The organism is Streptomyces sp. CoH27 (assembly GCF_020181035.1).
GTDB classification, from domain to species: Bacteria; Actinomycetota; Actinomycetes; order Streptomycetales; family Streptomycetaceae; genus Streptomyces; species Streptomyces camelliae.
Map to the genome: position 1 here is coordinate 156,682 of NZ_JAIQYY010000014.1, position 12,515 is coordinate 169,196.

Here is a 12,515-nt window from a genome sequence, read left to right on the forward strand (position 1 = left end):
CTTCTCCTTCGCCTGGTCGTTGCCGGACAGCCGGCCGGCGGAGATGAAGAACCGCCCGTCGGACCAGTCGATGACGCCGTCGTAGAAGGTGTCCTCGATCTCGGCCGTGCCCGACGGGTTCTGCAGCAGCTTGGCGGGCGCGTGCGAGGAGCCGGTGACCGGCAGCGCGACCACCTGGCCGCCCGATTCGTACGACGGCTGCACGTACGCGACGAGCTTGCCGCCGTCTTCCTTCATCGGGTACATCGGCTCGTCCGCCGGGGACTTGGCCCGCCACTTCGCCTTGCCGTCGGCGAGGCTGATCGCGACGATCTCGTTGGCGGTGCTGGTGGTGTCCGTCGGCAGGTAGAGCGTGTCCGCGTCCGCGACGACGCCCTGGCAGCCCTGGAGGTCGCGTTCGAGGATCTGCCAGCCGCAGCGGGGGCCGAACTTCTCGTCGACCTTGACCTCCGAGCGGAACTTGCCGTCCTTGGTGAACGTGGAGATGTTCCAGGCCTTCTTGTCCTGGTTGGTCAGGTAGACCACCAGCGGGTCGACCGAGAAGGTCCGGCTGACCTGCCAGCCCTTCTTCACCGCCTGGGTCCACTTGACCTTGCCGGTGGCCGGGTCGAGCTCCTGGATCTCGTCGTGCTCGTTGTCCCCGCCGGCGCCGCAGGACGCCACCTGGATCAGCCGGCTCGCACTGCCCGCGTACGCGGCCGGGAAGCAGGCCGACCCGTACTTCTGCTTGTCGTACAGCTTCTTGCCGCTGTCGATGTCGTACGCCGTGCCCGACTCCGAACGGGCCACCAGCAGCGTCTTGCCGCTCACCGTCAGCTCGACGTTGAGCGCGCTGTCGAACAGCCCGCCGTCGGCGACCTGGCCGCTCCAGCCCTTCTGGCCGGTGGCGAGGTCGATCTGCTGGAGCTGGTTGCACTTGGCGCGGTCACTGACACCGCTCATGTACGCCACGACGACCTTGTCGTCGGCCGACTTCTGCGGGGTGACCGCGCAGATCTTCTGCGGGAAGGAGATCGGCTCCCAGGCGGCCTTGCCGTCGCCGGCGCCGTAGGCGAAGACCTGCTTGTACGCCGCCTTCGCCACGACCTTGTCCGTGACCCACATGCCGGGCGCGTCCGCGCCGGAGCCCGGGGCGTCCGGCGCCGAGTGGTACCAGAGCACCTTCGCCTCGCCCGCCTTGCGGTTCGCATTCAGGTTGTCCGGGTCGTCGCCGCCGGACGCGCTCGGCGAGGCGGAGGCGGAGGCGGAGTGCTTGGGGTCGTCGCTCTGCTGGGCGACGGGCTTCTTCTTGCCGTCGCCGCCACTGGTGACCGCGTACACGGTGCCGCCGATGACGGCCAGCGCGGCCACCGCGGCACCGACGATCAGCGCCGTCCTCTTCCCGCCGGCACCGGCCTGCGGCACGGCACCGGGCGCGCCCGGGTACGGCTGCTGCTGCGGGTAGCCGTAACCGGGCTGCGGTGCGGCTCCGTAGGGGCCCGGCTGCTGCGGCTGCTGCGGGTAGCCGTAGGGGCCCGGAGTGCCGGGCGCGACGGGGGCGTTGTACGGGTTCTGCGCGCCGGGGGCGGCCGGGGCGCCGTACGGGCCGGGCTGCTGGGGGTAGCCGTAACCGGGCTGCGGGGCGGCCGGCGGCTGCGGCGGTGCCGCGGGCGGCTGGGCCGGCGGCGGAGGCGTGCCCTGCGGGGCGCTCGGCGGGGTCTGCGGGGCGCTCGGGGCGCCGAAACCGCCCTGGGCCGGTGGCGTCTGCGGGGCGCCGAAACCGCCGCCCTGTGGCGGCTGGTCCTGTGGCGCTCCGAATCCGCCGTGCGGCGGCTGGTTGGGCGGCTGGGTCATCAGCGCTCTTCCCCCTCGTTCACTGATTTTTAGCCACGCCCTGAGGTTCTTGACGGACCCTGGGTCGTTACTCAGACAGTTCTCAGACGGCCCTTTCTATCACCCGCCTCTGACAGCGCACGGGCTCGGATCCGCCCCTGTTCCCAAGGGAGAACCGGCCCGTGATGCCGCCGTTACGCGCCTTCACGCCCCCTTCACGCGGCGCACGCACCTGGCTGATTCACGCCCGCGCGCGCCCCACTCCGCGTACTCGGCGCACTCCGCGCGCTACGCGTCCTCCGCCAGCTCCAGCCAGCGCAGCTCCAGTTCCTCGCGCTCCCCGGCCAGATCACGCAACTCGGCGTCCAGTTCCGCGACCTTCGCGAAGTCGGTGGCGTTCTCGGCGATTTGGGCGTGCAGCCGGGACTCCTTCTCGGAGATCTTGTCCAACTGGCGCTCGATCTTCTGGAGTTCCTTCTTGGAGGCGCGCTGGTCGGCGGCGCTCTTCTCCGTGGTGGCCGGCTTGGGCGCCGCGGCGGCGGCCTGGGCGGCGACCGCCTCCTCCATCCGCTGCCGTCGCTCCAGGTACTCGTCGATACCGCGCGGCAGCATCCGCAGGGTGCCGTCGCCGAGGAGGGCGAAGACGCGGTCGGTGGTGCGCTCGACGAAGAACCGGTCGTGGGAGATGACGATCATCGAGCCGGGCCAGCCGTCGAGGACGTCCTCCAGCTGGGTGAGGGTCTCGATGTCGAGGTCGTTGGTGGGCTCGTCCAGGAAGAGGACGTTGGGCTCGTCCATGAGGAGGCGCAGCAGCTGGAGCCGCCGGCGCTCACCACCGGACAGGTCGCCGACCGGCGTCCACTGCTTCTCCTTGTTGAAGCCGAACGTCTCGCACAGCTGACCGGCGGTCATCTCGCGCCCCTTGCCGAGGTCGACGCGCTCGCGTACCCGCTGCACGGCCTCCAGGACCCGCCAGGTGGGGTCGAGTTCGGCGACCTCCTGGGAGAGGTAGGCGAGTTTGACGGTCTTGCCGACGACGATCCGGCCACCGGCCGGCTGCTCCTCGCCCTCGCTGCGCGCGGCGGCGGCCATGGCGCGCAGCAGCGAGGTCTTGCCGGCGCCGTTGACACCGACGAGGCCGATCCGGTCGCCGGGGCCGAGGTGCCAGGTGACGTGCTTGAGGAGCACCTTCGGCCCGGCCTGCACGGTGATGTCCTCAAGGTCGAAGACGGTCCTGCCGAGCCGGGAAGAGGCGAACTTCATCAGCTCCGAGCTGTCCCGGGGCGGCGGCACGTCCGCGATCAGCTCGTTGGCGGCCTCGATCCGGAAGCGCGGCTTGGACGTACGCGCGGGCGCCCCGCGCCGCAGCCAGGCCAGCTCCTTGCGGACCAGGTTCTGCCGCTTGGTCTCCTCCGTGGCGGCGATCCGCTCGCGCTCCGCGCGCGCGAAGACGTAGTCGGAGTAGCCGCCCTCGTACTCGTAGACGTCGCCGCGCTGCACGTCCCACATGCGGGTGCAGACCTGGTCGAGGAACCACCGGTCGTGGGTCACGCACACCAGCGCCGAACGCCGGTTCTGCAGATGCCGCGCCAGCCAGGCGATGCCCTCGACGTCGAGGTGGTTGGTGGGCTCGTCGAGGACGATCAGGTCCTGCTCCTCGATGAGCAGCTTGGCGAGCGCGATCCGGCGCCGCTCACCACCCGAGAGCGGCCCGATGACGGTGTCGAGCCCCTTGGGGAAGCCCGGCAGGTCGAGCCCGCCGAAGAGCCCGGTCAGCACATCCCTGACCTTGGCGTTCCCGGCCCACTCGTGGTCGGCCATGTCACCGATGACCTCGTGCCGGACGGTGGCGGCGGGGTCCAGGGAGTCGTGCTGGGTGAGCACGCCGAGCCGCAGCCCGCCGGAGTGTGTGACACGCCCGGTGTCGGCCTCCTCCAGCTTGGCGAGCATCCGGATGAGGGTGGTCTTGCCGTCGCCGTTGCGCCCGACGACCCCGATCCGGTCCCCCTCCGACACACCGAGCGAGACGCCGTCCAGCAGGGCACGGGTGCCGTACACCTTGCTGACGTTCTCGACATTGACCAGGTTGACGGCCATTTCACTCCTGTGCAGGGGGGTCGGTCAGCCTTCTAGCGTAGGGCAGCGGGGGGTGAGGGCGGGGCGCGAGGAGGTTGTCACTCTTTGTGATGACGTGATCCGGAAGCAGCCGCTACGGTGGAGGGCAGGCGCCAGGATCTTGCCCATGGGAGGAACCATGACAGCCCAGCGTGCTGAGCAGCCCGGATGGCGAATGCCCCCGCTGGACGGCTACACCGTCGACGACCTGCTCACCTTGCCGGATCTCCCGCCGCACACAGAGCTGATCGACGGGAGCCTGGTCCTCGTGAGCCCGCAGCGCTACTTCCACTTCGCCACGATCGACTTGCTGGTGACCGGCCTGCGTCAAACCGTGCCGTCCGACCTGAAGGTCGCTCGTGAGATGACGGTCGTATTGGATCGCCGTAATGGCCCGGAGCCCGACATCTCCGTGATCAAGGCCACCGCGAAGAAGGGACTGACCCAGACGTACTTCGAGGGAAGGGACGTAGTGCTCGCCGTAGAAGTCATCTCTCCGGAGTCCGAGGCCCGCGACCGGCTCACCAAAACGCACAAGTACGCGGCGGCAGGTATCCAGTACTACTGGCTGGTCGAGATGACCGAGCCGCACGACCACCCCGTCATCGAGGTCTTCGAACTCTCGGCGGACACAGGCACGTACCGGTCGACCGGCACCTACCGGGACCGCGTCAAGGTCGACAAGCCGTACCCCATCGACATCGACCTGACGGCGATCGACGAACTCTGAGGCCCTAGAGAGCCGTCGCCCCCGCCACCGGCCCCGCCGCCTTCCGCACGGCCCTGCACGTCCCCGACGCCCGCAGGGCCTCCGCCACCTTCTCCGCCGACTCGGCATCACGCGCGAGGAACGCCGTCGTAGGCCCGGAACCCGAGACCAGCGCGGTAAGCGCACCCGCCCCCCGCCCCGCCTCCAGCGTGTCCGCCAGCTCCGGGAACAGGGACAGCGCCGCAGGCTGAAGGTCATTGGACACGGCCGCCGCCAGCGCCTCCACGTCCCCCTTCGCCAGCGCCTCCAGCAGCTCCGCCGAAGCCACCGGCTCCGGGATCTCCCGCCCCTGAGCCAGCCGGTCGAACTCACGGAAGACGGCCGGCGTCGACAACCCCCGCTCGGCCATCGCGAACACCCAGTGGAAGGTGCCGCCGGTCTCCAGGGCGGTCAGCTGCTCGCCCCGTCCGACGCCGAGAGCGGCGCCTCCGACCAGGCTGAACGGCACGTCACTGCCCAACTCCGCGCAGATCGCGAGCAGTTCGGCCCGCGAAGCCCCCGTCCCCCACAGCGTATTGCAGGCGAGCAGCGCGCCCGCGCCGTCCGCGCTGCCGCCCGCCATGCCGCCGGCGACCGGGATGTCCTTGTCGATGTGGATGTGCACGGCCGGTTCGATGCCCCGGCGCGCGGCCAGCGCGATCGCGGCGCGCGCGGCGAGGTTGGTGCGGTCCAGAGGGACCTCGCCGGCGTCCGGGCCCGCGCAGGTGACCCGCAGCTCGTCGGCCGGGCTGACGGTGACCTCGTCGTACAGGCCGACGGCGAGGAAGACGTTGGCGAGGTCGTGGAACCCGTCGGGGCGCGCGGCGCCGACCGCGAGCTGGACGTTGACCTTGGCCGGCACCCGTACCGTGACGCTCACGTGTCGCTCTCCTCGTGCCGGGTGATCGCGTCCTTGTGCTCGGCGATCCGCGCGAACTCCTCCACCGTCAGCGACTCCCCGCGGGCCTGCGGCGAGACTCCGGCCGCGACCAGGGCGGCCTCGGCGGCGGCGGCGGATCCGGCCCAGCCGGCGAGCGCCGCCCGCAGGGTCTTGCGGCGCTGTGCAAAGGCCGCGTCGACGACCGCGAAGACCTCTCTCTTGGCGGCCGTGGTCTTGATCGGCTCGGCCCGCCGGACCAGTGAGACCAGCCCGCTGTCGACGTTCGGCGCGGGCCAGAAGACATTGCGGCCGATCGCCCCGGCCCGCTTCACCTCGGCGTACCAGTTGGCCTTCACGGACGGCACGCCGTACACCTTGTTGCCGGGCGCAGCGGCGAGCCGGTCGGCGACCTCGGACTGCACCATGACCAGGGTGCGCTCGATGCTCGGGAACGTGTCGAGCATGTGCAGCAGCACGGGCACGGCGACGTTGTACGGCAGGTTCGCCACCAGGGCCGTCGGGGCCGGGCCGGGCAGCTCGGTGACGTGCATGGCGTCGGAGTGGACCAGCGCGAACCGCTCGGCACGCTCCGGCATGCGCGCGCCGACGGTGGCGGGCAGCGCTGCGGCCAGCACGTCGTCGATCTCGACGGCGGTGACCCGGTCGGCGGCCTCCAGCAGCGCCAGCGTGAGAGACCCGAGCCCCGGCCCGACCTCCACGACGACGTCATCGGGGCGGACCTCGGCGGTGCGCACGATACGGCGGACCGTGTTGGCGTCGATCACGAAGTTCTGGCCGCGCTGCTTGGTGGGACGGACACCGAGCGCGGCCGCCAGCTCGCGGATGTCGGCGGGACCGAGGAGGGCGTCGGGGGTGGGGCTGCTCACGGGACAAGGGTACGGGGGTCTGCCCGGCCGGATTGCCAGGCGCCGGGTGCTGGGGTCGGCCGGGGGGCAGATCGCTCGCCGGCGCCGGCGTCGGGCCTCCCCCGAGCCCTCCGAGCCTTCAGCCGCGCAGCCGCGCCCCGCAGTGCGGCCACGGTGTCGCCCCCCGCCGCACGTACAGCTTCTTCGCGCGGAACGTCTGTTCCTCGGCCGGTGCCTCCTGGGGGCGTCCGCTGCCGCCGAGGCTGTGCCAGGTATGGGTGTCGAACTGGTAGAGGCCGCCGTAGGTCCCCGAGGGGTCGACCGCGTCCGGGCGGCCGCCGGACTCGCAGGCGGCGAGACCCCGCCAGTTCAGGTGGTCGGCGCCGGCCACGGAGGTGGGCCGCTTCTTGGTGCCGACCCTGACGATCTGCGGTTTCGGCTTGCGCACCACCTCGGAGGTCTCCCGGCGCGGCTTCCCGCGGACCCCGTTGACGGTGCGCAGCAGGTAGGTGTCGCGCCGCAGGCCCGGCACGCCGGGCTGAGTGATGACCTCGGTGCCCTTGAAGAGGGTGGGGTCCTCGGTGCGCTGGACCTCGAACGGGATCTGCTCCTCGCGGACCTCCCGGCTGCCGCTGACCCGCAGCACGGTGATCGTCTGCCCGTCGCGCGGGAAGCTGTCCGGCGGGACGGAGGTGGCGTCCTCGCCGCGCAGGGTGATGCCGGCCTCCTCGACGGCCTCGCGGACGGTGGCCGCGTTGGTGCGGATGGTGCGGGTCCGGCCGTCCGCCATGACCGTGACGGCGCGCTCGGTGCGCACGTCGAGCGCGAGCCCGGCGCGTCCGATGGCCTGGGAGCGTGAGGCGGACAGATACGCGCCCTCGGCGCGCACTCCCAGCTCGTCCAGCGCTCCTTCCACCGTGTGCGCCGTTGTCCACACCTCGCGCCGTTCGCCGTCCAGGGTGAGCCGGACGGGGCGCCCGTAGTGCACGGCGACGGCGTCGCCGCTGGCGAGCGCCGTATCGGGGGCGGGCGCGACCATGTCGTGCGCCCCTACGCGCACACCCTCGTCGGCGAGCAGCTCGCGCACGTCGCCGGCGAAGGTGTGCAGGGTGCGCTGCTTGCCGTCGACGGTCAGCTCGACCGCCTTGTCGTTGGCGATGAACGCGGTGGTGCCGCCGGCCAGGAAGGCCACGACCAGCGCCTGCGGCAGCAGACGGCGCACGGCGGACTCGGGGCGCTCGGCGCAGCGCGCCCTGCGCCGGCGCGCACCCCGCCCACTCACTCCGGCGGCCACCTCCGCCTCGCTCGCCTCTTCTTCCAGCACGCTCCCGGCGTGCGCGACACCGGCGCCCGCGCCCTGCCGGGGCAGCACCGGCTCGGCCACGAAGTACGCCTGCGCCTCGTAGGCGGGCCGGTAGGTGTCCTCGTACAGCCAGTACGGCAGGGTCTCCGCGCTGTGCACGGACCCGTCGGGGCCGTACGGCGGGGCGGGGACGTCATGGTGGTACGACGCGTAGGGCTCGTGTGTCTCGAACGTCTCGTACTGCGACTTGCTCACGCCGACACGCTCCAGGGGTGCCAGAGGGGTCCGGATCGGGCCCCCAGAACCTAGCGGAGCGGCCGTCACTCTCCAAAGCGACGCGACTACGTACTGTTGCCCGTACGCGCGCGTGTGCTCAGTAGTCGAAGGCGCGGGCGGTGTTGGCGGCCAGGGCGGTCGCCAGCGTGTCCTCGTCGATGCCGCGCACGGCGGCCATCGCGCGCACCGTGACCGGGATCAGATAGGGCGCGTTGGGCCGGCCCCGGTAGGGCGCCGGGGTCAGGAAGGGCGCGTCGGTCTCCACGAGGACCAGCTCCAGCGGGGCGACGGCGAGCGCGTCGCGCAGGTTCTGGGCGTTCTTGAAGGTGACGTTGCCGGCGAAGGACATGAAGTAGCCCTCGCGCGCGCAGATCTCCGCCATGGCGGCGTCGCCGGAGTAGCAGTGGAAGACGGTGCGCTCGGGGGCGCCCTCCTCCTTCAGCACGCGCAGCACGTCGGCGTGGGCGTCGCGGTCGTGGATGACGAGCGCCTTGCCGTGCCGCTTGGCGATCTCGATGTGGGCGCGGAAGGACCGCTCCTGGGCCGCCTTGCCCTCGGGGCCGGTGCGGAAGTAGTCCAGGCCCGTCTCGCCGACGCCCTTGACCTGCGGCAGCCCGGCCAGCCGGTCGATCTCGGCCAGGGCCTCGTCCAGCGCCGCGTCACCGCCCGGCTCCCGGGCGCCCTGCCGCGACCAGCCGTCGGGGTCGCCGTGCACGATGCGCGGGGCCTCGTTGGGGTGCAGGGCGACGGTGGCGTGGACGCTGTCGTACGCCGCCGCGGTCTCGGCGGCCCAGCGCGAGCCCTTGATGTCGCAGCCGACCTGGACGACGGTCGTCACACCCACCGACGCGGCCTTGGCGAGGCCCTCCTCGACCGTGCCCGACTGCATGTCGAGGTGGGTGTGGGAGTCGGCGACGGGCACCTGGAGGGGCGCCGGAAGCGGCGGGGCGCTGTTCTTGTCGGTCTTGTCGCTCCTGTCGTCCCTGGAGCTCTGGCCGGCGTTCGAAGGCATGCCCCCGATCCTACGAAAGGGGCATGCCGTCAGCGTCCGGAGCCCGGCTCAGCCGGCCTTGCGCTGGAACGGGTGCAGGAGGTCGGACAGATGCCAGTGGTGCGGCTCCCGGGGCTCGGCGGGCACCGCGGGCGCCCCGGGCACCTCGACCGGGCCCGCCGGCGGCACGCTGTGGTCCCGGTGCGCCTCGCCGCACACCGACGAGACCTGCCCCGCGCGCATGATCCGCACGACGTGACCGTCGCAGTTGTGGCAGCTGGGCCGGCTCAGCGGCGACGGCACGACCTGGCCGTCCGCCACGTACAGCACGAACTCGTGCCCATCGGCGTCCGTGTGGTGCTCTATCTCGTACGACTGCTCCCAGCCGTGCCCGCAGCGCATGCAGGCGAACGAATACGACTCGTGAACGACGGCTGTGGCCGTACCACGGAGGCCGGTCTGCCCTGCGATCTCGCTCATGCCAGCTCCTCTGATCCGCTGGTCGGAGGGACGGTTGTGCGTCCCTTCGACCAGTGGACGCCTTCGCCGGCGCGGGCGCAGCAGGGCTGTCGAGTGTTGGAGGCGTTTTGGCGGTTCCTTGCCGAAGATGACCTGTTCGGTCCCGTTTCGCTTTGCCATCGGCGACAGCCTTTTGCCGTCCCATGGCCCATCCGCTCACCCGAGAACAGCCCTGCTCAGAGGGGGTTTTCGGCGCCGCCCCCGGCGCCGCCGCCGGTGGCGCGCTTGGCGGCGACGACGGCGTCGAACACCACCCGCTTCGGCACCCCCGCCTCCACGGCCACCGCCGCGATCGCCTCCTTGCGCCGCTCCCCGGCCTCCTCCCGCACCCGCACCCGCCGCACGAGCTCCGCCGCGTCGAGTTCCTCGGGCCCGGCCTCGGGCGCCCCCTCGACCACGACGGTGATCTCCCCGCGCACCCCCTCCGCGGCCCAGCGCGCCAGCTCGTCCAGCGGACCGCGCCGGACCTCCTCGTACGTCTTGGTCAGCTCGCGGCAGACGGCGGCCCGCCGGTCCGTGCCGAAGACCTCGGCCATGGCGGCGAGGGTGTCGTCGAGCCGGTGGGGGGCCTCGAAGTAGACGAGGGTGCGCCGCTCGCCGGCGACCTCGCGCAGCCGGGACAGCCGTTCGCCCGCCTTGCGCGGCAGGAAGCCCTCGAAGCAGAAGCGGTCGACGGGCAGCCCGGACAGGGCGAGCGCGGTGAGCACGGCGGACGGGCCGGGTACGGCGGTGACCCGGATGTCCTTCTCGACGGCCGCCGCGACCAGCCGGTAGCCCGGGTCGGAGACGGACGGCATGCCGGCGTCGGTCACGAGCAGCACGCGCGCGCCGCCGAGCAGCTCCTCGACCAGCTCCGGTGTGCGGGCGGACTCGTTGCCCTCGAAGTACGACACGACACGCCCCTTGGGCAGGACGCCGAGCGCCTGGGTGAGCCGGCGCAGCCGCCGGGTGTCCTCGGCGGCGACGATGTCGGCGCCGGCCAGCTCCTCGGCGAGCCGGGGCGGCGCGTCCGCGATGTCGCCGATGGGGGTACCTGCGAGGACAAGGGTTCCAGTCACACCCCCATCCTCCCAGCCCCGGGCCACCGCGCGGCCCGCCCCCACGGCCACGGGCCCGCTCTCACGGACGCGGCAGAGTGACCGCTTCCCGACCGGTACCGCACATGCACGGGACTCGCACAGATCGGTTCCCTACCATGGCGCGGGTGACCAGTACCGCGTCCTCCACGGACCTCCGGCAGGGCCAGGCGCCGCACGATGAGCGGCCGGCGTGGCAGCAGCGGCTGCGCCGATTCGGGTACGTACCGGCCAAGGACGCGCCGTCGGGCGACGTACGCGACCGGCTGGTGCCCCCGTACGCCGAGCCGAGCCCGCGGCTGTGGCAGGCGCTCGGTGTGCCGCCGGTCCTCGCCGAGCGGATCGTGCGCTGGTCGGGCTGGGGCGGTCCGCTGCTGGTCACGCTGATGGCGGGCCTGATGCGGTTCTGGAACCTGGGCAGCCCGCGCGCGGTGATATTCGACGAGACGTACTACGCCAAGGACGCATGGGCGCTCGTCCACCGCGGTTTCGAGGTCAACTGGGACAAGAACGCCAACGACCTGGTCCTGCGGACGCACGGCCATCTCGTCATCCCGACGGACGCGTCGTACGTCGTGCATCCGCCGGTCGGCAAGTACGTCATCGGACTCGGCGAGATGGTCTTCGGGTTCAACCCGTTCGGCTGGCGGTTCATGACCGCGCTGCTGGGCACGCTGTCGGTGCTGCTGCTGTGCCGGATCGGGCGCCGGATCTTCCGCTCGACGTTCCTCGGCTGTCTGGCGGGCGCGCTGATGGCGGTGGACGGCCTGCACTTCGTGATGAGCCGGACGTCGCTGCTGGACGGCGTGCTGATGTTCTTCGTGGTGGCCGCGTTCGGCTGCCTGGTCCTCGACCGGGACCGGGCACGGGCGAGGCTGGCCGCGGCCCTGCCGGTGAACCGCGACGGGCGGGCGTGCCCGGACGCGCGCGTGGCCGACACGTTCCGCTTCGGCCTGCGCCCCTGGCGCTGGGCGACAGGGTTGATGCTGGGCCTGGCCATCGGCACCAAGTGGAACGGGCTGTACATCCTGGCCGCGTTCTGTGTGATGGCGGTCCTGTGGGACGTCGGCGCCCGGAAGACGGCCGGTGCCCGTCACCCGTATGCCGCAGCTCTCAAGTACGACACCGGCCTCGCCTTCCTTGCGACCGTTCCGCTGGCCGTCGCCGTCTACCTGCTGTCCTGGCTCGGCTGGATCCTCTCCCCGGCCGACGGCACGGGCGGCTACTTCCGCAACTGGGCGGCCACCGACGGCAAGGGCGGCAGCTGGACGTTCCTGCCGGACTGGCTGCGCAGCCTGTGGCACTACGAGCACGAGGTGTACGAGTTCCACGTCGGGCTGACATCCCCGCACACCTACCAGTCCAACCCGTGGAGCTGGATCGTGCTGGGCCGCCCGGTGTCGTACTTCTACGAGTCCCCGAACCCCGGCGTGGACGGCTGCCCGGCGGACGCGGGCCAGAAGTGCGCCCGGGAGGTGCTGGCCATCGGCACACCGCTGCTGTGGTGGGCGGCCTGCTTCGCGATCCTGTACGTGCTGTGGCGCTGGGCGTTCCGCCGCGACTGGCGGGCCGGTGCGATCGCCTGCGGCATCGCGGCGGGCTACCTCCCCTGGTTCATGTACCAGGAGCGGACGATCTTCCTGTTCTACGCGGTCGTCTTCCTGCCGTTCCTGTGCCTGGCGGTGGCGATGCTGATCGGCGCGATCATCGGCCCACCGGGCTCCAGCGACATCCGCCGCCTGGCCGGCGCGTCGACGGCGGGCGTCCTGGTGCTGCTGATCGCCTGGAACTTCATCTACTTCTGGCCGCTGTACACCGGCACGGCGATCCCGATCGACTCGTGGCGGTCGCGGATGTGGCTGGACACCTGGGTGTAGCCGGGCAGACGCACGACGAGCGCGCGGCATTCCGCCGCGCGCTCGTCGTCGT

The 12,515-nt window shown here is 71.9% G+C and carries 10 protein-coding genes; 2 read left to right on the forward strand and 8 right to left on the reverse strand.

Annotated features, from left to right (window positions below; translation table 11 throughout):
- Together LE548_RS24790 and LE548_RS24795 are read right to left on the reverse strand one after the other, a co-directional pair.
- On the reverse strand, nt 1-1,833 hold a 1,833-nt coding region (locus LE548_RS24790; RefSeq protein WP_225099151.1), incomplete at its 3' end, for a PQQ-binding-like beta-propeller repeat protein.
- Between the two features lie 267 nt (nt 1,834-2,100).
- Nucleotides 2,101-3,909 carry an ABC-F family ATP-binding cassette domain-containing protein gene (locus LE548_RS24795; protein ID WP_225099152.1) on the reverse strand — a complete coding sequence of 603 codons (1,809 nt, stop codon included), beginning with the start codon at nt 3,907-3,909 and terminating at the stop codon, nt 2,101-2,103.
- A gap of 157 nt (nt 3,910-4,066) precedes the next feature.
- Here LE548_RS24795 and LE548_RS24800 point away from each other — a divergent pair, with 157 nt between their 5' ends.
- Entirely contained in the window at nt 4,067-4,657 is a 591-nt protein-coding gene (locus LE548_RS24800; RefSeq protein WP_225099153.1) for a Uma2 family endonuclease, read from the forward strand.
- A 4-nt stretch (nt 4,658-4,661) separates the two neighbouring features.
- On the opposite strand, the gene LE548_RS24805 is transcribed toward LE548_RS24800, so the two are convergent.
- The 6 genes from LE548_RS24805 to rsmI form a co-directional block, all read right to left on the reverse strand.
- Entirely contained in the window at nt 4,662-5,555 is an 894-nt protein-coding gene (locus LE548_RS24805) for a 4-(cytidine 5'-diphospho)-2-C-methyl-D-erythritol kinase (protein WP_225099154.1), read from the reverse strand.
- Nucleotides 5,552-6,442 carry a 16S rRNA (adenine(1518)-N(6)/adenine(1519)-N(6))-dimethyltransferase RsmA gene (rsmA, locus tag LE548_RS24810; RefSeq protein ID WP_225099155.1) on the reverse strand — a complete coding sequence of 297 codons (891 nt, stop codon included), beginning with the start codon at nt 6,440-6,442 and terminating at the stop codon, nt 5,552-5,554. The genes LE548_RS24805 and rsmA overlap by 4 nt, the downstream gene beginning before the upstream one ends.
- Nucleotides 6,443-6,560: 118 nt before the next feature.
- Nucleotides 6,561-7,979 (reverse strand): resuscitation-promoting factor, encoded by a 1,419-nt coding sequence (locus tag LE548_RS24815; RefSeq protein WP_225099156.1) that lies wholly within the window; start codon nt 7,977-7,979, stop codon nt 6,561-6,563.
- Between the two features lie 118 nt (nt 7,980-8,097).
- Entirely contained in the window at nt 8,098-9,012 is a 915-nt protein-coding gene (locus LE548_RS24820; RefSeq protein WP_225099157.1) for a TatD family hydrolase, read from the reverse strand.
- Nucleotides 9,013-9,060: 48 nt separating this feature from the next.
- On the reverse strand, nt 9,061-9,471 hold the full coding sequence (locus LE548_RS24825) for a hypothetical protein (RefSeq protein ID WP_225099158.1): 411 nt from the start codon (nt 9,469-9,471) through the stop codon (nt 9,061-9,063).
- Nucleotides 9,472-9,686: 215 nt separating this feature from the next.
- Complete coding sequence (gene rsmI / locus LE548_RS24830; RefSeq protein ID WP_225099159.1) at nt 9,687-10,568, reverse strand: 16S rRNA (cytidine(1402)-2'-O)-methyltransferase; 882 nt, start codon at nt 10,566-10,568, stop codon at nt 9,687-9,689.
- A gap of 146 nt (nt 10,569-10,714) precedes the next feature.
- Here rsmI and LE548_RS24835 point away from each other — a divergent pair, with 146 nt between their 5' ends.
- Nucleotides 10,715-12,463: a dolichyl-phosphate-mannose--protein mannosyltransferase gene (locus tag LE548_RS24835; protein ID WP_225099160.1), complete on the forward strand. Its 1,749-nt coding sequence runs from the start codon at nt 10,715-10,717 to the stop codon at nt 12,461-12,463.
- The last annotated feature ends 52 nt before the right edge of the window (nt 12,464-12,515 follow it).

Bases quoted from the DNA above. Each gene is read 5' to 3' on its own strand.
- LE548_RS24795 (WP_225099152.1), bottom strand. From the start codon at position 3,909: ATGGCCGTCAACCTGGTCAATGTCGAGAACGTCAGCAAGGTGTACGGC.
- LE548_RS24800 (WP_225099153.1), top strand. From the start codon at position 4,067: ATGACAGCCCAGCGTGCTGAGCAGCCCGGATGGCGAATGCCCCCGCTG.
- LE548_RS24820 (WP_225099157.1), bottom strand. From the start codon at position 9,012: ATGCCTTCGAACGCCGGCCAGAGCTCCAGGGACGACAGGAGCGACAAG.
- LE548_RS24825 (WP_225099158.1), bottom strand. From the start codon at position 9,471: ATGAGCGAGATCGCAGGGCAGACCGGCCTCCGTGGTACGGCCACAGCC.